At 67.4% G+C, this 24376-nt stretch carries 21 protein-coding genes; 4 read left to right on the forward strand and 17 right to left on the reverse strand.

Features of this window, described 5'->3' with window-relative positions; genetic code table 11:
* Positions 1 to 55: 55 nt before the first annotated feature.
* The 3 genes from ACPEES_RS12860 to ACPEES_RS12870 are packed head-to-tail and all read right to left on the reverse strand — an operon-like array spanning position 56 to position 3544.
* Positions 56 to 922: an HDOD domain-containing protein gene (locus tag ACPEES_RS12860; protein ID WP_435103900.1), complete on the reverse strand. Its 867-nt coding sequence runs from the start codon at positions 920 to 922 to the stop codon at positions 56 to 58.
* Positions 915 to 1523, reverse strand: a complete 609-nt coding sequence (gene rrtA, locus ACPEES_RS12865; RefSeq protein WP_435103901.1) for a rhombosortase — start codon at positions 1521 to 1523, stop codon at positions 915 to 917. The genes ACPEES_RS12860 and rrtA overlap by 8 nt, the downstream gene beginning before the upstream one ends.
* Complete coding sequence (locus ACPEES_RS12870; protein WP_435103902.1) at positions 1520 to 3544, reverse strand: thioredoxin domain-containing protein; 2025 nt, start codon at positions 3542 to 3544, stop codon at positions 1520 to 1522. The genes rrtA and ACPEES_RS12870 overlap by 4 nt, the downstream gene beginning before the upstream one ends.
* 84 nt (positions 3545 to 3628) lie before the next feature.
* Between ACPEES_RS12870 and ampD the strand changes: the two genes are divergently transcribed.
* Positions 3629 to 4204, forward strand: coding sequence for a 1,6-anhydro-N-acetylmuramyl-L-alanine amidase AmpD (ampD, locus tag ACPEES_RS12875; RefSeq protein WP_435103903.1), 576 nt, complete (start codon positions 3629 to 3631; stop codon positions 4202 to 4204).
* Between the two features lie 235 nt (positions 4205 to 4439).
* Here the strand turns inward: ampD and ACPEES_RS12880 are convergent, their stop codons facing one another.
* The 10 genes from ACPEES_RS12880 to ACPEES_RS12925 form a co-directional block, all read right to left on the reverse strand.
* The gene (locus ACPEES_RS12880) at positions 4440 to 5804 is read right to left on the reverse strand and encodes a TRAP transporter large permease (protein ID WP_435103904.1); all 1365 of its coding nucleotides are present in this window, start codon (positions 5802 to 5804) and stop codon (positions 4440 to 4442) included.
* 49 nt (positions 5805 to 5853) lie between these two features.
* Positions 5854 to 6468, reverse strand: a complete 615-nt coding sequence (locus ACPEES_RS12885; protein WP_435103905.1) for a TRAP transporter small permease subunit — start codon at positions 6466 to 6468, stop codon at positions 5854 to 5856.
* A 66-nt stretch (positions 6469 to 6534) separates the two neighbouring features.
* Complete coding sequence (locus tag ACPEES_RS12890; RefSeq protein ID WP_435103906.1) at positions 6535 to 7614, reverse strand: TRAP transporter substrate-binding protein; 1080 nt, start codon at positions 7612 to 7614, stop codon at positions 6535 to 6537.
* A 773-nt stretch (positions 7615 to 8387) separates the two neighbouring features.
* Complete coding sequence (locus ACPEES_RS12895) at positions 8388 to 9233, reverse strand: symmetrical bis(5'-nucleosyl)-tetraphosphatase (RefSeq protein ID WP_435103907.1); 846 nt, start codon at positions 9231 to 9233, stop codon at positions 8388 to 8390.
* Positions 9234 to 9323: 90 nt separating this feature from the next.
* Positions 9324 to 10442: a transaldolase gene (gene tal / locus ACPEES_RS12900; RefSeq protein ID WP_435103908.1), complete on the reverse strand. Its 1119-nt coding sequence runs from the start codon at positions 10440 to 10442 to the stop codon at positions 9324 to 9326.
* A 353-nt stretch (positions 10443 to 10795) separates the two neighbouring features.
* On the reverse strand, positions 10796 to 11227 hold the full coding sequence (locus ACPEES_RS12905) for a universal stress protein (RefSeq protein WP_435103909.1): 432 nt from the start codon (positions 11225 to 11227) through the stop codon (positions 10796 to 10798).
* Between the two features lie 150 nt (positions 11228 to 11377).
* Positions 11378 to 12160: a 16S rRNA (adenine(1518)-N(6)/adenine(1519)-N(6))-dimethyltransferase RsmA gene (rsmA, locus tag ACPEES_RS12910; protein ID WP_435103910.1), complete on the reverse strand. Its 783-nt coding sequence runs from the start codon at positions 12158 to 12160 to the stop codon at positions 11378 to 11380.
* Positions 12157 to 13161, reverse strand: a complete 1005-nt coding sequence (gene pdxA / locus ACPEES_RS12915; protein ID WP_435103911.1) for a 4-hydroxythreonine-4-phosphate dehydrogenase PdxA — start codon at positions 13159 to 13161, stop codon at positions 12157 to 12159. The genes rsmA and pdxA overlap by 4 nt, the downstream gene beginning before the upstream one ends.
* Entirely contained in the window at positions 13158 to 14462 is a 1305-nt protein-coding gene (locus ACPEES_RS12920) for a peptidylprolyl isomerase (protein ID WP_435103912.1), read from the reverse strand. Before ACPEES_RS12920 ends, pdxA begins: the two co-directional genes overlap by 4 nt.
* A 37-nt stretch (positions 14463 to 14499) precedes the next feature.
* Positions 14500 to 16743: an LPS-assembly protein LptD gene (locus tag ACPEES_RS12925; protein WP_435103913.1), complete on the reverse strand. Its 2244-nt coding sequence runs from the start codon at positions 16741 to 16743 to the stop codon at positions 14500 to 14502.
* A gap of 173 nt (positions 16744 to 16916) precedes the next feature.
* On the opposite strand from ACPEES_RS12925, the gene ACPEES_RS12930 reads away from it, so the two are divergent.
* Genes ACPEES_RS12930 through ACPEES_RS12940 form a run of 3 tightly spaced genes read left to right on the forward strand, consistent with a single transcriptional unit; the run spans position 16917 to position 19800 of the window.
* Positions 16917 to 17930 (forward strand): aminoglycoside phosphotransferase family protein, encoded by a 1014-nt coding sequence (locus ACPEES_RS12930; protein WP_435103953.1) that lies wholly within the window; start codon positions 16917 to 16919, stop codon positions 17928 to 17930.
* The gene (gene murU, locus ACPEES_RS12935) at positions 17918 to 18589 is read left to right on the forward strand and encodes an N-acetylmuramate alpha-1-phosphate uridylyltransferase MurU (protein WP_435103914.1); all 672 of its coding nucleotides are present in this window, start codon (positions 17918 to 17920) and stop codon (positions 18587 to 18589) included. Before ACPEES_RS12930 ends, murU begins: the two co-directional genes overlap by 13 nt.
* Positions 18586 to 19800 (forward strand): hypothetical protein, encoded by a 1215-nt coding sequence (locus tag ACPEES_RS12940; RefSeq protein ID WP_435103915.1) that lies wholly within the window; start codon positions 18586 to 18588, stop codon positions 19798 to 19800. The genes murU and ACPEES_RS12940 overlap by 4 nt, the downstream gene beginning before the upstream one ends.
* Before the next feature lie 193 nt (positions 19801 to 19993).
* Here ACPEES_RS12940 and hslO read toward each other — a convergent pair whose 3' ends face one another.
* From hslO to gatC, 4 genes are all read right to left on the reverse strand, one after another.
* On the reverse strand, positions 19994 to 20863 hold the full coding sequence (hslO, locus tag ACPEES_RS12945; RefSeq protein WP_435103916.1) for an Hsp33 family molecular chaperone HslO: 870 nt from the start codon (positions 20861 to 20863) through the stop codon (positions 19994 to 19996).
* Positions 20864 to 20955: 92 nt separating this feature from the next.
* On the reverse strand, positions 20956 to 22392 hold the full coding sequence (gene gatB / locus ACPEES_RS12950; RefSeq protein ID WP_435103917.1) for an Asp-tRNA(Asn)/Glu-tRNA(Gln) amidotransferase subunit GatB: 1437 nt from the start codon (positions 22390 to 22392) through the stop codon (positions 20956 to 20958).
* A 128-nt stretch (positions 22393 to 22520) separates the two neighbouring features.
* Positions 22521 to 23975 carry an Asp-tRNA(Asn)/Glu-tRNA(Gln) amidotransferase subunit GatA gene (gene gatA, locus ACPEES_RS12955; protein WP_435103918.1) on the reverse strand — a complete coding sequence of 485 codons (1455 nt, stop codon included), beginning with the start codon at positions 23973 to 23975 and terminating at the stop codon, positions 22521 to 22523.
* A gap of 83 nt (positions 23976 to 24058) precedes the next feature.
* Positions 24059 to 24346: an Asp-tRNA(Asn)/Glu-tRNA(Gln) amidotransferase subunit GatC gene (gatC, locus tag ACPEES_RS12960; RefSeq protein ID WP_435103919.1), complete on the reverse strand. Its 288-nt coding sequence runs from the start codon at positions 24344 to 24346 to the stop codon at positions 24059 to 24061.
* Positions 24347 to 24376: the final 30 nt, after the last annotated feature.

A 24376-nucleotide genomic window follows, 5' to 3' on the forward strand; every position in this document is an offset into this window, starting at 1 on the left:
ATGCGACCCTGATCCGCGGCGGCGGCCCCCGGGCCGCCGCGCGCGAGTCCCGACTTCAGTTCCCGAACAGCGTGCCGTAGACCTCGATGGAGCGCACGTCCGTCTCCATGCGGAGTTCGGCGACCATGTCCGGTTCCAGCGGAATACGCTCGGCCGCCGCCGGGTCGATCACGGGCAGGTCAGCCTCGTCGGTCGTGAGCTTGTGCCCCGGCTCCACCTTTTTGCTCAACGCGTTGGCTGCGTGAACCAGGCACACTTCGTCGTCGGAGGCCGGTGCCTCGCCGGGCGTGTGGTGATAGCCCACGATGTCGCGGTAGACCGTGGGCAGGTGCCATTGACGTAACAGCGCCGCGCCGACGGTGGCGTGGTCGAAGCCCAGGATCTCGAGCTCCAGGTCACGGAAAGTCAGCGGCTGTTCCGCCTCGTTGTCGGCGAGGCGCCGCAGGATCTCCGAAGCGGCTTCCGGGCGTATCTGATAGATGGCAAGCTTGCCGATGTCGTGAAGCAGCCCGCCGGTGAATGCCTGCTCGGCGTCGCCGCGCTGCAGCCGCTGCGATAGCAGCCGGGCCATTAGCCCGCAATAGACGCTGTGGTGCCAGAAATCGGCGACGTCCACCAGGCGGGTGTCGATCCGATCGAAGGCACTCGCCACTGAGGTGGTCAGCACCACGTTGTGCAGGGCGCGGGCGCCAAGTATGGATACGGCGAGGCTGACAGTATCCACACGACGGGGGAGGCCGTAGAAGGGGCTGTTCACCAGCCGTAGCAGGCGAGCCGTGAGCCCCGGATCGGCGGCCACCACCGAGGCCATGTCAGCGGCACCGTAGCGATCGTCATCCAACATCTCGCTGATGCGGTGCCAGGCGCGTGGCAGGCTTACGAGCTCGCTGGTGCGTGCGGCGACGTCGTCGGCTTCAGTCATTGTCACGTTCTCTGCGCGGTCGCGGGATGAGGCGCGCCGTTACGCGCCGAACACAGCATGCCAGAACCGCCCACGCAGCGCCGCCAATCGTGCCGAAAAAATGGGCGCCGACCACGACGGGGCCCCCCGCCGTGGTCTCGCTGCCCGGCAATGGTCCGAACGTCTGCTCCCAGGCCACCTTGGCGGTGATGGCCGCGAGTACCGGCAGGGCGAGAGTGTCCGTTCCGATGGCGAGCACCGCCACGTACGCGAGCAGCCCGTGAAGCATCCCCGAGAGGCCCACGTACCAGTCGACTCGTGGCGCCAGATACAGCAACCCCAGGCCGACCGCGGCGGCGCTGGCGATCACCGCGCCTGTCCAGGCCGCGGCGCCCAGCCGCCGCACTCCCCACATGGCGATGATGAACAGAGCCGCCAGGTTGAGTGCGGCATGGGCCGGACCGAGGTGTACGAGATGCGCAGTGAGCAGCCGCCAGACTTCGCCGTGGGTTACCGCCGAGCGTTCGTAGCGCAGCGCCTCGGCGGCGGGACCGCTCCAGCCCGCCACGACCACGCCGGCAGCCAGTAGCCACAAGGGGGCGGTGGCCCGCAACGCACTCATCGGCGCAGCCGGTCAGCAAGCTCCTCGGCGGTCGCTGCTTCGGGAAGGCAGTGGTGACCGATACACACGCGTGCGCCGCGTTCGGGGCCGACCGCGCTCGGTGCGCCGTCCGCCAGGACGAATACCTGGCGCTTGGGGGCGAAGTGCTCCCTCGCCGCCTGGCGCCAGCGACCGGTGTCGTCCCCGGCGGTGGCGCGGATGAGTACCGTGGCGCCGGGGTCGGTGATCTCGTCGATCGCGTCGAGCATGCTGCAGTGCGCTTCCGGGAACCCGGTCACTGCCGCTGCTGCGGCGTCGGCCGCGCGTTCGGCGCTGACTTGGTAACGGGACTCGCCGGTGAGTGCGCTGACGCGTTGCAGGCAGCGCGCCGCCACGGCTGCCCCTGCGGGCAGGGCGTCGTCGGCGAAGCCGTAGGGGCGCTGAATCAGTCGCTCATGGTCGTCGGCCGTGAAGTAGAAACCGCCGGCGTTCGGGTGTTCGAAGTGCTCGCAGATCAGGCTGGCCACCGACTCCGCGCGCACGAACCAGCGTTGCTCCCAGCGTGCTTCGAGCTGTTCGAGCAATGCCCACAGCAGGAAGGCGTGATCGTCGAGATAGGCGGGGTGTGCCGCCTCGCCGTCAGCCCATCGGGCGAGTAGCCGGCCGTCGCGCCAGAGATGCCCGTCGAGGAACGTCAGGGTGTCCGCCGCCGCGTCAATCCAGTCGTCGCGGCCAAGTACCCGACCCGCGTGCGCCAACCCGCGTGCGGTGAGCGCGTTCCACGCGGTGAGCACTTTCTCGTCCCGCTCGGGTGCGACGCGTTGCGCGCGTACGTGCTGAAGCTGGCGCCGCGCCCGCTGCCACAGGGCCACGACCTGGTCCCGCGGCAGGCGCAACCCCGCCGCGAGCTCCGAGAACGTGGCGTGAACGTGGAGATGCCAGCGTCCGTGGAAATTGGCACGTTCGTCCAGGCCAAAGCGGCGTATCACCAGCTCCGCGGCGTCGTCAGGCAGTGCTTCGCGCACGGCCTTCGGTGTCCACAGGTAATAGGCCCCCTCGCCCTCGGGGGTATCGGCATCCAGCGCCGTGGCGAAAGCGCCGCCGGGCAGGCGCATGTCGTCGAACAGCCATTCCACCGTCTCGTCGGCGATGCGGGCGAACAGCTCGTCGCCCGTGATCTGCCAGGCGTCGGCATAGAGGCCGAGGAGCAGAGCATTATCCGAGAGCATCTTCTCGAAGTGGGGAATCATCCAGTGGCGGTCCACCGAATAGCGGGCGAAGCCGCCGCCCACCTGGTCGAATATGCCGCCCAGGCCCATGCGCTGGAGGGTGTGACAGGCCATGTGCAGCGCCTGGCGGTCATCATTGGCGGCGTAATGACGCAGCAGGCGCTGCAGTACTGCCGGTTGGGGGAACTTCGGGGCAGCGCCGAAGCCGCCGAAAGGCTCGTCGAACGCCTGCCCGAGGCGGTCGCGTGCCGCGCCGAACGCCGACTCGGCGGTGGTCGCGTCGCCGTCGGCCGGCGGTTGCTGTAGCTCGTCGAGGGCCGCGCGCATGCGTTCGTTGTGCTCGCCGATGCTCTCGCGTTGCTCGTGCCAGGCGTTGCCGACCCGCTCCAGCACGTGGGGCAGGCTCGGCAACCCGTGCCGTGGCTCCGCGGGGAAATAGGTGCCAGCGAAAAAGGGCACCTGGTCAGGGGTCAGGAACACTGTCAACGGCCAGCCGCCACCGCGTCCGGCTAGCAGTTGATGCGCTGTCTGGTAGATGCGGTCCAGGTCGGGGCGCTCTTCGCGGTCGACCTTGACGCACACGAACCCGGCGTTCATCTGCGTGGCGATCGCCTCGTTCTCGAAGCACTCATGGGCCATGACGTGACACCAGTGGCAGGAGGAGTAGCCGATCGACAGCAGAATGGGGCAGTCGCGCTCGCGCGCGGCAGCCAGCGCCTCTTCGCCCCAGGGGTGCCAGTCCACCGGGTTATCGGCGTGTTGGCGCAGGTACAGGCTAGCCTCGCCGGCGAGGCGATTGGGACGTGCGGTCATCTCGGCCGTTGCTCCGTCGCCGCGGGTCAGTAGTGATGAAGCAATGGTAGCATTCGCGCATTGCCGTACTGAGAGTGTCACGGGATGGCGGTGCACATCGACCACGAGACCGACTGGATAGCCGAGGCGCGCTGGTGCCCTTCGCCCAACTGGGACGAGCGTCCCGCCGACACGATGGTGGATGCCGTGATTATTCACGGGATCAGCTTACCGCCGGGCGAGTTTGGCGGACCGTGGATCGATCGCCTGTTCACCAACGCGCTGGATCCTGCGGCCGACCCCTTCTTTGCCACCATCGAGGGGCTGAGGGTTTCGAGTCACCTGCTCGTTCGCCGTGACGGCGAACTGGTGCAGTATGTCGGGCTCGACCATCGTGCCTGGCACGCAGGGGTGTCGTCGCTGGCCGGGAGGCAGAGGTGCAACGATTTCGCCATCGGCATCGAGCTGGAGGGCACCGATGACTGTCCCTACAGCGAGCACCAGTATCAGCGGCTGTTGCCGCTGCTGGAAGGGCTCATGGGGCGCTACCCGGCCATTCGCCCCGAGCGCGTGGTGGGCCACTGTCATGTTGCACCCGGGCGCAAGAGCGACCCGGGCGAGGCGTTCGACTGGTCGCGGCTGGCTTCGCTGGGGATCCCGGAGCCTGAGGCCACTGGTTGACGTGAATGGTGGACTGCGTCGGGGAGTCGCTGGCTAAAAGCTAAAAGCTAAAAGCTAAAAGCTAAAAGCTAAAAGCTAAAAGCCAAAAGGCACGGGTGCAGGGGCCGGGTCGTAACCCACCGGTGTTACAGAAAGGTCCAAGCGTCGAGTTGCGCGGGGGGGCACGCGAAGCATTCCGCTGGCCCCCCGCGCAACTCGACGCTTGCCACTTGCAGCTCGCAACTCGAAATGTCGATCAGTTGAACGCCACGCTCGGCAGCCAGGTCACCAGGCCTTCCCAGTAGAACACCGCCGCGAGCCCCACAAGCTGGAGGATGATGAACGGTACGACGCCCTTGTAGATGTCCGTGGTCTTGATCTCCGGCGGACATACGCCCTTGATGTAGAACAGCGCGAAGCCCACCGGCGGGGTCAGGAACGAGGTTTGCAGGCAGACCGCGAACATGATCGTGAACCAGGCGAGATTGAAGCCCATACTCTCCACTACCGGCGCGACCAGCGGCAGGATGATCAGCGTGATCTCGACCCAGTCCAGGAAAAAACCGAGGAGAAACGTGACGAAGAGAATGGTCGCGAGGATGCCGTAATTGTTGAACGGCAGCCCCAGAAGCGCGTTCTCGATGACCTGATCGCCGCCGAGGTTGCGCAGGACCACCGAAAACGCCGTGGCTCCGAGGAAAATCGCGAAGATGAACGCTGACGTGCGCGTGGTCTGATAGAGGCTGTCACGCAGGACGGAGTAGCTCAGCCGGCGGTTGGCGAGCGCGAGCAGCATCGCGCCGGTGGCTCCCACCCCCGAGGCCTCGGTGGGTGTGGCGATGCCCATGAAGATCGAGCCGAGCACCGCGAGGATCAGCCCGGCAGTGGGGGCCGCCGCCAGCACCGCGTTCAATACGACCCGTGGCGTGATCTTCACCCTGTCCTTGGGTAGCGGCGCCATGTCGGGGCGCAGCCAGGCGAGGATCAGGACGTAGCCGATGTACAGCGCGCCGAGCAGCAGGCCCGGGAAGAATGCCCCGAGGAAGAGGTCGCCCACGGAAGTCTCCGGCCGCGCCAGCCGGTCGGCCATGATCACCAGCATGATGCTCGGCGGGATGAGGATGCCGAGGGTGCCGGTGGCGCAGGCGGTGCCCACCGCCAGCGAGCGGCTGTAGCCGGTCTTGAGCATGATCGGTAGCGAGAGCATGCCGAGCAGCACTACCGAGGCGCCGATGATGCCGGTGGTCGCGGCAAGCAGCATGCCGATGACGATGACCGTCACCGAATAGCCCCCGCGAACTGCGCCGAAGAGCGTGACCATGTTGCGCATCAGTCGCTCCGCCACGCCGGAGCGATCGAGCATTATGCCCATAAAGATGAACATGGGCAGCGCTACCAGTGTGTCGCTGGAGATCAGCGGCCAGAAGCGCTCGGGCAGCAGCTCCACGGAGCTGCCCCAGTTGAACCAGAGATCCGCGTTGAACTGCGCGACCAGCACATGGCCGACGACCGCGTAGATAACCGCGGTGCCGGCGAGCGCCCATGCCACCGGAAAGCCGGTCAGCAGGATGGCGGCGAAGGTGGCGAACATTGCAAGGACGAGGATTTGTTCGAGATTCACTGTAGTCGCTCCGGCCCGACGTCTGAATGTAGCGCGTTGTGCTTGGTGCTCACTGCGATGGCGCGCGGCGGTGTGCTCGCGGAAAGCCGAACAGCAGGGCCGTGCAGCGCGTCAGTCGCGCGAAGGCTGCAACGGCGAGCAGCGCCAGCGACAGCGGAATGAAGGACTTCAGGAAGAAGCGGTAGGGCAGGCCCGAAGGCGCCTGAGACGCCTCGCCGCGGGTGAATGCGTCGTAGGCATAGGGTGCGCCGTAGTAGATGCTCAGAATGAGAAAAGGCAGCAACAGCAGCACTAGTCCCAGGAGCTCGATCCAGGCCTGGGCACGCAGGCTGAAGCGCTCGTGGAGCACGTCCACGCGCACGTGATCGTCGGTGGCGAGGGTATACGCGAGTCCCAGGGGCCAGGCGACGCCGTAGATGTGCCAGGAGAGCTCCTCGAGCAGGATCGAGCCCTGGCCGAATGCGTAGCGCGAGATCACGCTCACCAGAATCACCGCTACCACAGGCAGCCAGAGCCAGGAAGCGGCCTGCCCCACACCCACGATCAGACCATCGAGGGTGCGGGACAGGGCGGTCTCGGGCAGCTCGGTATGGTGGTGGAGGTCGAGCTCCCCTTTCGGGACATGGATGTCGCCTTCGGGTTGAGTGCGTTCATGCTCTGTCATGCTCGACTCCGTACTCCATGCCTTGCTGCCCGATGACCGCCATTCACGTTGTCGTTACTGTCGTGCTTACAGATCCGCGGGGAGGTAAGCCCGCTTGTCCCAGACCTCGTATTCCTTCATGAACTGCTTCTGGGATTCCCACACGCGCCTGAAGTCCTCGTCCTTCGAGGCTTCTTCCTCGAGGACCTCCATGGTCACCTCCTTGAGCTCTTCGAGTACCGGGCGCGGGATTTGCTGGGTGGTGACGCCGCGGTCCTGGAACTTCATGAGCACCGCGCCGTTCTTCGCCTCGGACTCGGCCAGGCCGTAGGTCGTGGCAGCTTGGCAGGCAACTTTGATCTGGGCCTGCTGAGTATCGGACAGCCCCGACCACTCGTCGCCGTTGATGAGCATGTACTGCGCGGTGAACTGCTGATGCCAGCCCGGGAAGAGGTTGTATTTGACGATCTTGTCGAAGCCCAGGATCTGGTCGATGATCGGCAGCGAGAATTCGGTGGCGTCCAGCGTACCGGTCTCCAGCGCCTGGAAGAGCTCGCCACCGGGCATCATGGTCACCGAAGCGCCGAGTTTCTCGAGCACCCGCCCGCCGAGGCCGGCAAAGCGGATCTTCAGCCCCTTGTAGTCGTCGAGGCTCTCGATGGGCTCGTGATACCAGCCGGCGGTCTCCGGTCCGATGATGCCGCAAAGCTCGGCGTGCACGTCGAAGCCGGCGTTGGCATAGACCTCCTGAAGCATCTCGTGGCCGCCGTGGAAGTAGTACCAGGCATTGTAGGCCCACGGCTTCATCCCGAACGGCACGGCGGCGAACAGCGGGATGGACGGGATCTTGCCCTGGTCGTAGCCGATCCAGGTGTAGCCGGCCGAGACCTTGCCGTCGCTGACTGCGCTGAGGATGTCGAACGGCGGCACGATCTTGCCCGGCTCGGAGACGCGAATCTCGATATTGCCGCCGCTGATCTCGCCGAGGCGCTCTGCCACCCACGGCGCGGGGCTGCCGAGACCGGGGAGGTTGGATGCGAAGGCGATGGGCATGCGCCAGCGTACCCGCTCCTGCGCTTCGGCGGTGTCCGTGGCGCTGCCCAGGGCGAGTGCCCCGCCGACGACCGCCACGGCGGCGAAGCGCGCGATACCGGTTGCGAGTCTCATACTCTGCCTCCTGTCACTGCGTATTGCTTGTTGGCGCCGCCCGGCGCCGGGAAACTACCGGGGCGAAACCGATCGCCCTTCGGCAAGTATGGTCGACGTAGTTCACACATGGGACGAGAACACGGGCGACCGAGTCACTGTGGACTGTATCGAAGTCGTGGGAATGACCGTTCAACGTCCGCTTCGGATTACTAACCTTTGCGACAGTATTGCCAGGTTTCAGCGCCACTGCGCGGTGTTTCGGCAAGGCGCGTGAGCGCCGGCGTGGCGAGGCTCACGTCAAGCGAGCGCAACGCCGCCGAGGCGCCGCGCAGTGGCGCCCTGCGGGTGGCCGTGTGCGCCGCTGTGGACTGCGTTGCTCGTCGCTCATGTAGAGCTGCTACACCACACTCCTCGCGCCACTGACCGTCGAGGCGAGTGACTCGGGATACCGCAAGCCCACAGTGGCGGCGTACCGCCACGGCTTGTCGAAGCGAACAGCGGCGCACACGGCCACTGAAACCTGGCAATACTGTCGCAAAGGTTAGTAACCCCATGGCTGCGCGAGCGGCATTTCTCACCGGGGTGTGCTCGGTGCTGTGCATGGCAGGTATGCCTCCCCTCCTGCTGTTGTCGGGACGGGGTTGTCTGTCCCCGTTTGCTTGTCGTGGTCGTTCGGGATATTGGTCTGACCACCGCGCAGAGTATAGGCGGGAACGCCCCGTCAGATGCAACCCCGAATTCGCTCCCGGTGGAAACAGTGCTGAGCACCGGAACCCCACGGGGGCATATGGTCAGCGCCCGGGTGCCGGCTCCAGCACCGTCTCGCAGCCGATGGCGGTGACTTCTCCGCCATCGTCCAACTGAACCGCAGTGAGCGATCCGCCCCACAGGCAGCCGGTGTCGAGGGCGAGGATCTCCGGCGTGTTTACCAGGCCCAGGGTGGACCAGTGTCCGAAGATCACTCGCACTCCCTCACGGGTCAGGGGCCGGTCGGAAAGCTCGAACCAAGGGTAGTAGCCTTCAGGGGCTGCCGCCGGGTCGCCCTTGTAGTCCATCAGCAGCCGGCCATCGGGGGCGCAGTAGCGCATTCGGGTGAAGGCGTTGGTGATGTAGCGCAGGCGATCCCATCCGTTCAGCGTCGGGCTCCAGCGCGAGGGATGGTCGCCGTAGAGGTGATAAAGGAACTCCCGGTGGTCGGGCCCGCGCAACTGGGCCTCCACTTCCCGTGCTGCCGTGCGGGCCGTGGCGAGACCCCATGGCGGCGCGATACCGGCGTGGGCGAGAACGATCCCGGGCAGCTCCTCGGATTCGTGGAGAAGAGGGCGGTGACGAAGCCAGTCCAGCAATTCCTCGCCATCGTCCGCGGCGAGGATCTCGGTCACCGTGTCCGTGCGTTTGGCGCGGACGTGGCCCGCGGCCACCGTGAGCAGGTGCAGGTCGTGATTGCCGAGCACGGTGTCCGCCGCGGGCCCTAGCTTGCGTACGAAACGCAGTACCTCCAGAGACTGGGGGCCCCGGTTCACCAGATCGCCGGTGAACCATAGCCGGTCACGTGCCGGGTCGAAGTTGATCCGGTCGAGCAGTTGCTGCAGCGGTTCGTAGCACCCCTGAATGTCACCGATCGCGTACGTCGCCACACTCTCCTCCCGAAGGGCGGCAAAAGGTCGGGCGTTGTGGTCCGGATCTCAGTGTTGCAGAGCAGCACCGAAAGGTGAACCCATAGTCGCCTAGGTGCCCGCGTTCAGGATCTTGCGGCGTTCTTCCAGCGTTCCGAGCAGGTGCCGGTAACTCTGCTCAAAGGCACTGACGCCCTCATGCTCCAGCCGCTCGGTGACGGCGTCGAGAACGATACCGGCGTCGGCGATGCCGCGAAGCACGCCGTCGGCCTCGTCCATGGCCGAGGTGAGTGCTTCTTCGGCACGGCCGTGATCGCGGAACGCTTCCAGCGTGGCCGGCGGCAGGGTGGTCACCGTCTGTGCGCCGGCGAGCCCCTCCACGTAAAGGACGTCGTTGTAGTCGGGATTCTTGGTGGCGGTGGATGCCCACAGCAGGCGTTGGGGCTGGGCGCCGGCGGCTGCAAGGCGCGCATAGCGCTCGTCGGCGACCGTCTCCAGGAAGTGACGGTACGCGGTGGCCGCGTTCGCGATCGCCGCGCGGCCGCGCAGTGCTTCGAACGTGGCCGGGTCGGTGGCTTCGAGCTCCCGGTCGACCGCGGCGTCCACGCGGCTGACGAAGAAGCTCGCCACCGAGGCGATGCCCTCGATCTCGAGTCCGCGCTCGAGTCGGGATTCCAGTCCGCGCAGCCAGTGTTCGACGACCTCGCGATAGCGCTCGACGGCGAACAGCAAGGTGACATTGACGTTCACGCCCCGGGCGACAAGTGCCTCGATGGCGGGCAACCCGGCGCGGGTGGCCGGCACCTTCACCATCAGATTGTCGCGGTCGATGCGCTCGACGAGCCACAGTGCCTGGGCGACGGTGGCGTCGGCATCGTGGGCCAGCATGGGGGAGACTTCCAGGCTCACGAAACCGTCACGGCCCTCGCTGGCTTCATAGGCGGGGCGCAGGGTGTCGGCGGCGTCACGGATGTCGTCCATCGCGAGCGCAAAGAACAGCGTCTCGGTATCGGCGTCGGGCTGCGCCTCGACGAGCGCGGCGAGGCGCGCGTCGTAGCGGCGGCCGTCGGCGAGCGCTTTGTCGAAGATCGTCGGGTTGGAGGTGACGCCGGTGAGCGCGTCGTTACGGACGTGGGCGGCGAGTCCGCCGTCGTCGATCAGGCCGCGGTCGATGTAGTCGAGCCATACACTCTGGCCCAATCGGCTGAGTCTGTTCAGGGAGTTCGGCACCGTAACTGCTCCGGTTGCGGCCGCCCGGCTGGTGGTCCGGCGGCCCGTGTGTGTTACCCTGCAACGCAGCCCGACCCGGGCTGCCCGCAAAGGGGCCAGTGTCAGAGCATCCCGCGGGTCAAGGGGGGAAGGCAACCTTGAGACGGTCTATGCGCAAGCCCGATCTGCTGGCGTCGCTGACGATCACCGTCGTCATCGCCGTCGCAGCGTCGATACTCGTGCCGTATCTCTGAACGCGCGAAGGCGCGTTCAGAGTTGCAGGCATCAAGTCGAAAGCCGCGAGAGGCGGGCTGTCGGTCCCGTCGCCGCTCGCCTCTGTTGTAATGTCGTGCCTGCTGCTTGCCAGTCGCTATTTATAGGCGCACCGCGAGTACATCGCAGGGTGCGCCGTGGAGCACCGCGTTGGCCGTGGAGCCGAGCAGCAGCGCCAGGCCGTGGCGGCTATGGCTACCGACGACGATCAGATCCACGCCGTTTTCCTCGGCGTGGTCGATGATCTCCCGTTTGGTCTGGCCGACGCGGACTTCGTGGTCCCCGTCGGCCACGCTCAGGCGCGAGGCCAGGTCCCGCAGGCGTCGCTCGGCGTTGTTGAGCAGCTCCTGCTCGACATTGGCAGTGGGCGGAATCATCAGCTCGTTACCCGGCTCCACGGGCATGTTCTCCACGACGTGAAGCAGGCTGAGTCGGGCCTCGTAGCGGCTGGCGAGTTCTTTCGCTCGCTCGGCGACGCGTGCGCTGTCGTCCTGGAAATCGGCGGCCAGGAGAATGTGCTGATACCCCGTCATGTCCGTTTGCCTCCCCGTTGGCTGGACATCATCAGCGTAATCCACTGCCGCCCATCGGGGAATGGGGGCGCATGCGTACGCTGACTGCAATACGGGCAACGCCCGACGGAAGATGGCCTCCGTTTCACGTCATCTTCCCGGCAGGCGGGGCTAGCGGCCGAGTGCGCGTGCGAGTGCGGCGAAGTCCTCGAGCGTGAGCTGTTCCGGTCGGAGCGTCGGGTCGATGCCCGCCTGCTCGATGGCAGCGGGGGCGAGCAGTCCCTTCAGGGTGTTGCGCACGGTCTTGCGACGCTGGGCGAAGGCTCGGGTGACGACGGCGTTGAGCGTCGCTTCGTCGGGAACACTCACGGGCGGCTCGGTGTGAGGGACCAGCCGGACGAACGTGGACGTCACTTTCGGTGGCGGGTTGAAGGCGCCCGGGGGAACATGAAACTGTGGCTCCACCCGGCAACGGTACTGGACCATGACCGACAATCGGCCGTAGGTGCCGTCGCCCGGCGGTGCGGCCATTCGCTCGACCACCTCGCGCTGAAGCAGCAAATGCAGGTCCGCCACCGGCACACTGGCCTCGGTCAGGTGGAAGAGCAGCGGCGTGGAGATGTTGTAAGGCAGGTTGCCCACCAGGCGCAGTGGGGCGCCGCCGTCGGCGAGGGCGGTGAAATCCGTCTCCAGGGCGTCGCCCTGGACAATCCGTAGCCGTCCCTCGTGTCTTGCAGAGAGCCGTTCCAGGCCGTCGATCAGGTCGCGGTCGAGCTCTATCACCGAAAGTGCGGCGACGCGCTCCAGCAACGGTGCCGTGAGGGCGCCCCGTCCGGGGCCGATCTCGACGATGCGATCCTCTTCGCGTGGCCCGATGACCGCGACCATACGTGCGATCACGTTGCCGTCGTGGAGGAAGTTCTGGCCGAAGCGTTTGCGCGGACGATGGTTCATGCCGTTCGGGCAGCGCGAGCGCGGCGGGCAAGAGCGGCGGCCTGGCCGACGGCCGCGCGCAGGCTGCCGTCACGCGCTCGGCCACTGCCCGCGAGGTCGAGCGCGGTACCGTGATCCACCGACGTGCGCACGATGGGCAATCCCAGCGTGACATTGACGGCTTCGCCGAAGCCCGCGTGCTTGAGTACGGGAAGGCCCTGATCGTGGTACATGGCGAGCACGGCATCGGCCCCTTCAAGGTGCTGCGGCGTGAACAGGGTATCCGCCGGCAGCGGGCCCACCAGGTCCAGCCCGTCGCGGCGAAGGCTATCTAGCACGGGCTCGATGATCTGCGTTTCCTCGTGGCCCAGGTGGCCGCCTTCACCGGCGTGCGGGTTCAGCCCGGCGACCAGCACCCGCGGCCGGGCGATGCCGAAACGGGTGCGCAGATCGGCGTCCAGGATACGGGCGACGGCTTCCAGGCGTTCCCTGGTCAAGGCGTCGGCCACTGCTCGCAGGGGCAGGTGGGTCGTGGCCAGAGCGACACGCAGATCACCGGCGACGAGCATCATCACCGGCATGGCGCCACCGGTGCGTTCGGCGAAATATTCGGTGTGCCCGCTGAATGCGATGCCGGCGTCGTTGATGACGCCTTTGTGTACCGGTGCCGTCACTACCGCATCGTAGCGGCCCGCCAGGCAGCCGTCGGCGGCTTCGTTCAAGGTGGCGAGCACGCTCGCGGCATTGGCTGGATCGAGACGTCCGGTGCTGACGGTTCGCTCCGTGGGCACCGCGACGATCTCGATCCCCCGCGTGGGCTTGGCGTGTCGCGGCGCGAAATCGGTCAGCGGTGCGTCCACACCCAGTACCGCGGCGCGTGCCTCGATCACGGCGGGGTCGCCGATCGCCACGAGCCGGCAATCCGGCGGCGGATCAGCGGCGAGCATGGCGGTCAGGTCCGGGCCGATGCCCGCGGGTTCGCCGACGGTCAGCGCCAGGGTCGGGGGGGCAGCGTTGCTCATGAGCTACCGGTCGCCTCCAGGCGATAGTCCACGTATGCCTCTTCGCGAAGCTGGCGCAGCCACAGCTCGAGCTCTTCTTCCTCCTTGCGCTGGCGCAGCTGCTGGGCGGCCTGGTTGCGGCGATAGGTCTCGGTAGTGTCCTGCTCGCGGCGCTCGTGCACCTGAACGATATGCCAGCCGAATCGGGAACGGAAAGGCTGGCTGATCGCCCCCGGATCGAGCCGTTGCATGACGCGTTCGAATTCCGGCGCCATGCTGCCGGGAGTTACCCAGCCGAGGCTGCCGCCTTCGGTGGCCGAAGCCTTGTCGTCGGAGTTGGCGCGGGCGAGCTCGGCGAAGGATTCGCCGGACAGCACGCGCTGGCGCAGCGCCGAGAGCCGGCGGCGGGCGTCCTGGTCACTGACGACTTCGTTGGTCCGGATCAGTATGTGGCGGGCACGGGTCTGGGTGACCACGTGGCGCTCGGCGTCGCGGCGGTCTTCCACCTTGAACAGGTGAAAGCCGGAAGGGGTGCGCAGGACGTCACTCACGTCACCGGGCTGGAGGTCGCTCAGCTTTCCGGCGACCACCGCGGGTAGCTCCCCCGCGCGGCGCCAGCCGAGATCGCCGCCTTCGAGGGCGTTGCGGCCGTCCGAATGAGTCGCGGCCAGGGTGGCGAAGTTGGCGTCGCCGCCGGTGAGCTCACGGCGCAGGCCTTCGGCTTTCTCGCGTGCTGACTCGATGGCTTCCGGCGAGGCGGCCTCCGGTAGGGCGACCAGCAGATGACGGAGGCGATATTCCACCTCGCGCTCCGCGATCTGGCTCTGGAACTGGTCGATTTCCTGAGGCGTGATATTGATACGCTGGTCCATGGCGCTGCGGTGCAGGCGCTGCAGTGTGATCTCGCGCCGCAGCCGCTCGCGAAAGCCCGCCATGGTCATGCCTTCGCGTTGCAGGGCATCGCGGAAACCCGGCAGGTCCAGATCGTTCTGCCGTGCCACCTGGCGCACCGCGGCGTCCAGGGTGGCTTCGTCCACGCGGACGCCGGCACGTTCGGCGGCATCGAGCTGCAGGCGCTGCATGACCAGGCGGTCCAGCACCTGGCGGCGGAGCTGGTCCTCGGGCGGCGCCTGGATGTCGCGCTGGGCGAGCTGCGCGCGCGCGGCGGTGAGCTCCTCGCGGAATTCCGAGAGCAGGACCACGTCGTCGTTGACCACGGCGACCACGCGGTCGAGCAGCTCGGCCGCTGCCGTTGCCGGCACGGCGAGCGTGACCACGAGCATCGTGGCGGTGATCCAGCGCGAGAGAGTCTTGAACAACACGTCATGCACCTCGGATGCTGTGTGCGCGCGTACCGGGCTAATAGGTCGGAGCGCGGTAGCCGGGTACGCTGTCCTCGAAGAATTGCGGAATTGTATCACCGAGCCCGCCGAGGCCCTTGAGGACGAACTGCAGCATCACCTGCGTCTGGAGGTCGTCGCCGGGATCCGAGCCCTGGCGGGCACGGTGCACGGCGCGCAGCGCGTAGCAGCAGCTATCGTACTCCAGGCCCACGAACCGCTCGGCGGTGCGATCGTCGTCGAGATCCCAGCGCCAGCCGCCAAGCAGCGTCCAGCGCGGGCTCGCCGCCCACGCAAAGCTGGTTTCCGCCTGTTCCAGCCGGGTGCGGTCGTCCCCGCGGCGGTCGCGGTAAGTGAGGTTGAGCACGCGGCTCGGCCCACCACGCCATCGGACACGCCCGTAGAGGTCGCGGTTCCCCGCGTCGCGGGGATCCCAGTTGAAGTTGAGCGTGGTGGACAGGCCCGCCGGCAAGTTGGCGCGGAGCTCGGTGACGTAGTCAGAGCGGGAGTCGGTCTCCGGCTCGCCGTCGAGGGTGACCTCGCGGTCGTCGAAATAGAGGATCTGCCCGGCGGAGAATCGTAGGCGGCTGGCGCCGGTGGCGCGGTCGATGAAGCGTGTGCTGACGCCGACGGTGAGCTGATTGGCGTCGCCGACCCGGTCCGCGCCGGTGAAGCGATTGGCGCGGAAGAGCTGGCCGTAGGTGAGCGCGGCCTCGCCGGTGTCGAACAGCGGTAGCGACGATTGCGAGCGCTCGGGCACGCGCAGGTAGAACAGCCTCGGCTCCAGGGTCTGGGTGACCGGGTCGCCGAAGAAGCTGGCCTCGCGGACGAAGTTCATGCCGGCGTCCACGCTGTAGATGGGTACGCGGCGTTGCGGCGTCTCGTCGCCAGCGTCCGGGCGGTCCAGCCGATACCCCGTGTAGCGGTAGGCGACTGCCGGTTCGACATGGTAGGCCAGGCTCCGCATCGGCAGCGACAGGCGAGGGCGCAGGTCATAACGCTGCCCGGTGGTGCGCAGATCCGGGTGCGGATGGGCGAAGTCCACCGCTTCGGCAGTGAGGCTGAAGTCAATCGGCAGGCCTGTCACCAGCGGGCGGTAATCGAAGCCGAGGCGGGGCTGGCGGGCATAGGGTTCCCGGGCGCGCGGCAACAGCGGGTCCACCGTCTGCCAATCCTGCGCGTCCGCCGCAACGGTCCAGTCCGATTCGCTCCAGCCGATGCGCGCGTAGCTCTCCAGGTTGCGTTCCGCGCTGTCGAACGCGTCGTCGCCGAAGGAGGTATCGAAATCGTCCAGAAAGTCGCTGTCGCTCACCCGGCGCTGGACGAGCTCGCCACTGAAGTGATCGTTCACGGCGAAGCGGTGGCGCTGGTGCAGCGACCAGCGGTCGTCTCCGAAGGCGTCGTCGTCCGGGAGGTACTGCGCCCGGATTGCGCCGCCGGCGTGGGGTTCGAGGTAGCGGACCTCGCCGCCCAGCATGAACCCGCGGTCAGTGTGCAGTGTCGGCGTCAGGGTGGCGTCGCGATTGGGGGCGATATTCCAGTACCACGGCGTCGACAGCGCGGCGCCGCCCTCGCTGTCGTATCCGAGCGAGGGGGCGAGAAAGCCCGTGAGACGCTCGCTGCCCACCGGGAATCGCAACCACGGTGTGTACAGAATGGGCACGTTTGCCACGGATACTGCCGCGTTGCGGGCGATGCCCTGGCGTGCCTCTCGGTCGATGGTGAGCTCCTCGGCGCTGAGCCACCAGAGCTCTTCGCCCGGGTTGCAGGTGGACAGGCGCACATCGCGGTAGCGACTGCGGGACTCGTCGATCATCCGGGCCTCGCCGGCATGGCCCTGAAGGTGGCCCGCGTCCACACGATAGGTCACCGCTGAGAAGTGCCCCGAGTCGTCGTCCAGGTCCACGGTGGCATCGTCGGCGGTCAGCAGGACCCCCGCTTCCTGATAGCGCACGTTGCCTTCGGCTGTTATGCGTTGTTCGCGGTCGGCGAATGTCAGTCGTTCGGCGGTGATCCGGCGGTCGGCGCGTTGCACGCGCGGCGATTCCGTGAGGATGTAGCGTTCACCGTCGAAGCGTGCCGAGCCTGCCTCGACCTGGGTCGGGGTATCGGGTTCATCACGCGCTGTGGGGTCGCCGACGGGGGGCGGGGTCAGCGCGGGGCCGCACAACGCCCAGGGGCTCTCTGCCGCCTGTGCCGTCGGCATGCCGGCTGCGAACGAGGCGGCGAGGGTCAGGGCGGATAGGCGGCTGCGAGGCGTCAACGCTGACTCTCCTGCTGGTTGATCGTGTCCTGGGTAGGTCGCGCCGGGCGCGGGCTACCTTCGCACAGCTCCCGGGGGGCCGCAAACGTACGCGGTTTGCGTATCATGTCCCTGCCCGATGACGCACGGGCTTCGAGCTCACAATGCCGCCGACCAGGAGTGCGACTGGCGTGATGACCGCCGACACATCCGGGCCACCGGTGTCCCGGATCGAGGAGATCGATGACTGGCTGACGTGCCAGATCGGGCCGGGGCGCGGACCGTTGGTGCCCATCGCCGGCGATGCCGGCCCGCGGCGCTACTTCCGTGTCAGCCATGCCGGTGGCACTCGCGTGGTCATGGACGCCGTGCCCGGTGCCGACGAAGTGCATCGGTTCCTGCGCACGGGGGAGCTGTTGCGTGCCGCCGGCGTGCATGCGCCTGAGGTGTACGCGGCAGCGCCGGATCGCGGCCTCGTGCTGCTGGAGGATCTCGGCGAGCGGGACTATCTGGCGGGATTCGCACGCGGGGAGGACGATCGTCTCATGCCTGCGGCGCTTCGAGCGCTGGTGCGCTGGCAGGCGGCGTCGCGCTCTGGGGTTCTGCCACCTTACGATGAGGCGCTGTTGCGCCGCGAACTCGGGTTGTTTCCCGAGTGGTACCTCCAACAGCATCGCGGGATCCGTCTGAACGCGCGCGATCTCGGTGCCTGGGAGTGTGTCTGTGACGCGTTGGTCGCGCGGGCGCTCGCGCAGCCGCAGGTATATGTCCATCGCGACTACATGGCACGCAACCTGATGGTCTGCGAGGGCCTCCCCGGAGTCATCGACCACCAGGACGCGGTTTACGGGCCGCTTGCCTACGATCTCGCTGCCCTGCTGAGGGATGCATTCTGGGAGTGGCCGGCGCCGACGGAGGATCGCTGGATCGGTTTCTACCTCGCCGAGGCGCGCGCCGTGGGCCTACCTGTGCCCCACGACGAGGCTTTTCGTCAGGATCTCGATTGGATGGCGGTGCAGCGCCACCTCAAGATTCTCGGGCTTTTCGCCCGGCTCTACTATCGCGACGGCAAGTCCCGTTACCTGCCGGAGCTGCCGCGGTTCGCACGTTTTATCCGTCGCGAGGCCGCACCATGGCCGGCGCTTTCGCCACTGCTGAGCCTGTTCGACCGCCATGGCGTGGGCGAGGAGAGCGCATGCGGGCGATGATTCTCGCCGCCGGTCGTGGCGAGCGCATGCGGCCGCTCACCGACGACCGCCCCAAACCGTTGCTGCCGGTCGGCGGACGTGCGTTGATCGACTGGCACCTGGAGGCTCTGGCGGCGGCGGGTGTGGTCGAGGTGATCGTGAACGTCGCCTGGCAGGCCGAGGCGCTCACCGATCATCTGGGGGACGGTCGCCGTTGGGGGCTGTCCATCCGAATCTCCGATGAGCGCCCCCGGGCGCTGGAGACAGGTGGTGGCATTCTCCGCGCTCTGCCGCTGCTCGGTGACGCGCCCTTTTGCGTGGTCAATGGCGACGTCTGGTCGGATTTCGATTTCCGTCGGCTGCCAGCGGCGCCTGACGGTGACGCGCATCTGGTGCTCGTGGATAACCCCGCCCATCATCCCGACGGTGACTTCACCTTCCGGAATGGGCGAGTCGGCGGCGATGGCCCCCGGTTGACCTTTTCGGGGATCGGGGTCTATCGACCCCGGTTATTCGTCGGCTGCGAGCCCGGGGCATTCCGGCTTGCGCCGCTGCTGCACGCCGCTGCGGTGCGGGGTGGCGTTACCGCGACGTATCACGGCGGCGTTTGGTGTGATGTGGGTACGCCCGAGCGCCTGCGCGCCCTGGACGCCGAGCTCGGACAGAGGCAACGGCGGTGACCGACGAGGCACGGGCGCGTTTTCATCGCCGGCTGCGTGACGACACCCTGGCGCTGCGCGAGGCACTCGCCGACGGCAGCGCCCGTGCGGCCGAGCGAGCGCTGTCGCTGACGCTTCCCGTGTGGTGCCGCGGCTCTCGGGGCTGGCAGGTGGCGCACGTGCAGCAGGGTTGTGGCGACTGGGGAGCGCAGGCGTTCACGCGCCTCGCCGCGAGCCTCGGTGGCGAGGTTGGTGACGGTCTGGCGCTGACGACTCTCCCGGGACTTCCGGCCGCCGTCGATGTCGACGAGCCCGATCCCGAGGAGGTGGCCGCGCGACATACGCTCGCGACCGCCATGACGGCCGCGCCGGGGGGGCCGTCGGCACCGTTCTCCCAGCTATTTCCGTTGCGCGTGTGTCTGTCGCTGGAGCCGGGGCGCGCGGCGGATCCGTACAATGCGGCGGTGGCTGCTTCGTCCCTGGTGGTGGCCGCCGGTGGCGGGCTTCCCGAGCGTGTCGGCGGTGGCGAGGTGGCCGATGTCGCCACGGCGATCCTGGCTGCGTTGCGGTTCGGCAGCGGCGAGACCCGGCAGCTGCGCGCGGGTATCGGGGCCGGCTACGGCCGTGACGACCTCTATTGGCAGTTCGTGAGTAACCGCCAGCATCATCCGGTGCTTGCCGGCACGGTGGCGGCTGCGCCGGAGGACGCATTCGCTGCGCTGCGCTATCACGATGCCACCGTCTGGCGCTGGCAACGAGCAAGGGTGACCATTCACGGCGGGGTGGACGTGCGCTACGCGCTCGAGACGCGGCTGCTGGCACCGGGCCCGACGGTGACCGACACGGTCGCGCTTGTTGCGTTCTGGGTGGGGCTCGTTCATGGCCTGATGGACCAGCACCCTCCCGCACGGCTGGTATTCGACGATGCCGAGGCCAACCTGCGCACGGCCGTGCGTCGGGGGTTGGCCGGGTGGGTGTCGTGGTTCGGGCGCAAGCGGCAATTGGCCGACGTCGTGATCGAGGCGGCCGAGGGGCCCGCGGACGAGGGGCTAGCACGGCTCGGGGTCGTGGCGGCGGAGCGCCGCGAGTGGCTGGGCATCGTCGCCGAGCGGGCGCGAACCGGACGGGACCTGCGCACCTGGTTCAGTGGCAGACCAAGCGACGAGCGGGTGGAAGCCCTGTCAGAGCACGCCGCCACCGGTGCACCGGTGCACACCTGGTCGCCGGGGTAAGGGGGCGCCGCGCGGACCGGAGCCCGTAAGCCGATAGTGAAGCCTCGGCAACGAATCATTGAGAGTGCGCAGTGCCACCAAGCGCACGAAGGCGGTGGTGCCGCTCAGTGGTCGACCATTTCGGTGCCGCAACCTCTTGCGGCGACGTAATCAGTCCGCTTCCGGCACGCCGGCCTGAAACCGATTCCGGATACTAATGCTGTGTCGTGGACGGGCAGGGGCCGGTGGGGTCGGTAAGCAGCTGTTCCACGTCCACCGGATCGAATCGGTAGGCTTCGTTGCAGAAGTCGCAGTGCACCTCCACGAGGCCGTGCTCGGCCACGATGTCGCGCACCTCGGCCTCGCCGAGGGAGGCGACCATCGCGCCCACGCTTTCGCGGGAGCAACGACAGCGAAAACGCAGTGGCATTGGGTCGAACAGCCGGATGTCCTCTTCGTGGAAGAGCCGGCGCAGGATCTCGGAGACATCGAGGTTCAACAGCTCGCGCACGGTGAGCGTTTCCGCGAGATGGCCCGCACGTTCCCAGGCATCGACGTCTTCTGTGGCGTCGCCGGGCATCCGCTGGAGCAGCATGCCGCCGGCCCGCCCTTCGACGGCGGAGAGCCACACGCGGGTGTCGAGCTGTTCCGAGTCGCGGAAGTACTTCTCCAGCGCGGCCGCGAGGCTGCCCGGCGCGAGATCGACGATGCCCTGATAGCGCTCGGTCCCGTCCTCCGGATCGACGGTGATCGCCAGTGCGCCACCACTTGCCTGCTGGTTCAGGGGTGCGTCCGGGACCTCGGCGTTGTAGCGGGCCAGCGCCCGCAGTGTGCCGTCGCTGTTGACTTGTACCACGAGCATGGTCAGTGGGCCGTTGGCCTGGATCTGGAGCACGAGCCGCCCCCGGAACTTCAGCGTGGCGGTGAGCAATGCGGCGGCAGCCATCGCTTCGCCGACCAGGCGTGAGACGACCGGCGGATAGTCCGCGCGGCGGATGACCTCGCGGAAGACATCGTCGAGCTGCACGAGCTCGCCGCGAACGTCGGCGTTCTCGAAGAGGAATCGGTAGAGGCGATCACTCATGGGCCCGTCTCACGGTGGTTGTCATCAGCGCCCGGCGGGCGCCGGGCGCCCGCCATCGGATGATAGCAGTTCCGGCGGGTGCGACCGTCGGTTCAGCCGTCGAGCTTGCGCTTGAGGATCTCGTTGACCTGCTGCGGGTTCGCCTTGCCGCCGGAGGCCTTCATCACCTGGCCGACGAAAAAGCCCAGCAGCTTGGTTTTGCCGGCGCGATACTGTTCGAGCTGGGTCGGGTTGTTGGCGATGGCCTCATCCACCATGGCCTCGATGGCGCTGCTGTCGGTCACCTGCTTGAGGCCGCGGGCCTCGATGACCGCATCCGCATCCCCTTCGCCGGCCCACATCGCCTCGAAGACGTCCTTGGCGATCTTGCCGGAGATGGTGTTGTCCTCGATGCGCTGGAGCAGTCCGGCGAGGGCCTGGGCGCTCACCGGGCTCTCGGTGATGTCGAGTCCGGCCTTGTTGAGGGCGCCCGAGAGCTCGCCCATCACCCAGTTGGCGGCGAGCTTGGCCTCGCCGCCGGAGGCCCTGGCGGTGGCTTCGAAGTAGTCGGCGAGCTCGCGGCTGGCGGTGAGCACACCGGCATCGTAGGCGGGCAGGCCGTAGTCGCTGACGAAGCGCGCCTTCTTGGCATCCGGCAGCTCCGGGAGCTCGTCGCGAACGTCGTCGATCAGCGTCGGTGTGACCTCCAGGGGCAGCAGGTCGGGGTCGGGGAAGTAACGATAGTCGTTCGCTTCCTCCTTGGTTCGCATGGAGCGGGTTTCGTGCTTGTCGGCGTCGTAGAGGCGGGTCTCCTGAACGACCTCGCCACCATCCTCGATGAGCTCGATCTGGCGCTCGATTTCGTAATTGATCGCCCGCTCGACGAAGCGGAAGGAATTCAGGTTCTTGAGCTCCGCGCGAGTGCCGAAGGTCTCCTGCCCCTTGGGGCGCACGGAGACGTTGGCGTCGCAGCGGAAGCTGCCCTCCTGCATGTTGCCGTCGCAAATGCCGAGATAGCGCACCAGCGAGTGGAGCTTCTTCATGTAGGCCACGGCTTCCTTGGCCGAGCGCAGGTCGGGTTCGGAGACGACCTCGAGCAACGGCGTGCCCGCCCGGTTGAGGTCGATGCCCGACATCGCTTCGAAGCCCTCGTGCAGGCTCTTGCCGGCGTCTTCCTCCAGGTGGGCCCGGGTGACGCCGATGCGCTTGGTGCCACCGTCATCGAGCTCGATGTCCAGGTGGCCGCGGCCGACCACGGGCAGCTCGTACTGTGAGATCTGGTAGCCCTTGGGCAGGTCGGGGTAGAAGTAGTTCTTGCGCGCGAATACCGAGCGGCCGGCGATGTCCGCCTCCAGGGCGAGTCCGAGACGCACGGCGAAGCGCACTGCCTGCTCGTTCAACACCGGCAGCACGCCCGGCATCCCCAGGTCCACGGCGCAGGCCTGGCTGTTGGGCTCGGCGCCATAGGCCGTGGAGGCGCCGGAGAAGATCTTGGTCCTGGTGGCGAGCTGGACGTGAATTTCCAGCCCGATGACCGTTTCCCATTCCATGACGAGTATCCTGATTGGAGGTTTCTCGTGGCGCGTTTCGCGTTGCGGGTTTCGGGGATCCCGGGCGTTGCCGCGGTGGTGCCCGAAACCAGAAACCCGGAGCCCGAAACCCGCGACCTTTTCTGCCGTTACGCGTAGTCCTCGGGGCTACGCAGGTGCCAGTCAGTGGCCTGCTGGTAGCGGTGGCCGACATTGAGCAGCCGCGCCTCGTCGAAGTAGTTGCCGATGAGCTGCATGCCCACCGGACGGCCATCAACGAAGCCGGCAGGCACTGACAGGCCGGGCAGTCCGGCGAGGTTGACCGCGAGGGTGTAGATGTCGGAGAGGTACATCTGCACCGGGTCGTCGGCCTTCTCGCCGATGTTGAACGCTGCCGTGGGCGCCACCGGGCCGAGGATCACGTCCACCTCTTCGAGGGCGCGGGCGAAGTCGTCGCGGATCATCCGCCGCACCTGCTGCGCCTTGAGATAGTAGGCATCGTAGTAGCCGGCGGACAGTGCGTAGGTGCCCACCATGATGCGGCGTTTGACCTCGTCGCCGAAGCCCTCGCCGCGGCTGCGGGTGTAGAGGTCCTCCAGGTCCACGGGATTCTCGCAACGGTAGCCGAAGCGCACGCCGTCGAAACGCGAGAGGTTGGAGGACGCCTCCGCCGGCGCGATGACGTAGTACACCGGCACGGCGAGGTGAGTGTTCGGCAGCGAGATCTCGCGGATCTCCGCGCCCTGGCCGCGCAGCTCCTCGACGGCCGCGTCGATGGCCGCGCGTACGCCGGCGTCCAGACCCTCGCCGAAGTACTCCTTCGGCAGGCCGATGCGCACGCCGTTCAGCGGTGTGTCCAGCGCCGCATGGTAGTCGGGTACCTCGCGCTCGAGGCAAGTGGAATCGCGGCGGTCGAAGCCGGCCATGGCGCCGAGCATCAGCGAGAGGTCCTCGGCGGTGCGGGCCATGGGGCCGCCCTGATCGAGGCTCGAGGCGAAGGCGATCATGCCGTAGCGAGACACCCGCCCGTAGGTGGGCTTGAGGCCGCTGATACCGCACATCGCCGCCGGCTGACGGATGGAGCCGCCGGTGTCGGTGCCGGTGGCCGCGGGCGCGAGACGGCCGGCCACTGCGGCCGCCGAGCCCCCGGAGGAACCACCGGGCACGGCGTCGGTATCCCAGGGGTTGCGCACGGGGCCGTAATAGCTCGTCTCGTTGGACGAGCCCATGGCGAATTCGTCCATGTTGGTCTTGCCGAGCATCACGGCGCCGGAGTCGGCGAGTTGCTCGACGACGTGGGCGTCGTACGGCGCGGTGAAGTTGTCGAGCATGCGGCTGCCGCAACTCGTGCGCACGCCGTCGGTGCAGAAGATGTCCTTGTGTGCGATCGGCACGCCGGTGAGCGGGCCCGCTTCACCGCGGGCACGGGCGGCATCGGCGGCCTCGGCCTGAGCGAGCGCCTGCGACTCGGTCACGGTGATGAAGCTGTTGAGACGGCCGTCGAGCTCGCGAATGCGTGTGAGAAAGTGCTCGGTGAGCTCACGGCTGGAGAACTCGCCGGCGGCGAGCCCGGCGGAGAGCTCGGCGATGGTCTTGTCGTGCATGGTGACTCGGAATCCTCAGGGCCGGTTGACCCGTCCCGGGCGCGTCGCGTCCGGGATAGTGCCAGCCGGTCCTCGTAGCGGGGTCACTCGATGACCCGTGGCACCAGGTACAAGCCGGCGTCGGTGGCCGGCGCGATGGACTGGAAGCGCTCGCGCTGATCGGTCTCCGTGACCTCGTCGGCGCGCAGGCGCTGGGTCATGTCCAGCGGGTGCGCGAGTGGGGTCACACCCTCGGTCTCCACCGTACTCATCTGTTCGACGAAATCGAGGATGTCGCTCAGGTTGCGCGCATACTCGGGCACCGCGGATTCGTCGATGCCGAGGCGCGCGAGATGCGCGATCTGCTTCACTGCCGAAGCATCCAGGGACATGTGCTCTCTCCGTGTGAGGTAGGCGCGTGG

Source organism: Arhodomonas sp. AD133 (assembly GCF_051195215.1).
Taxonomy (GTDB): Bacteria; Pseudomonadota; Gammaproteobacteria; order Nitrococcales; family Nitrococcaceae; genus Arhodomonas.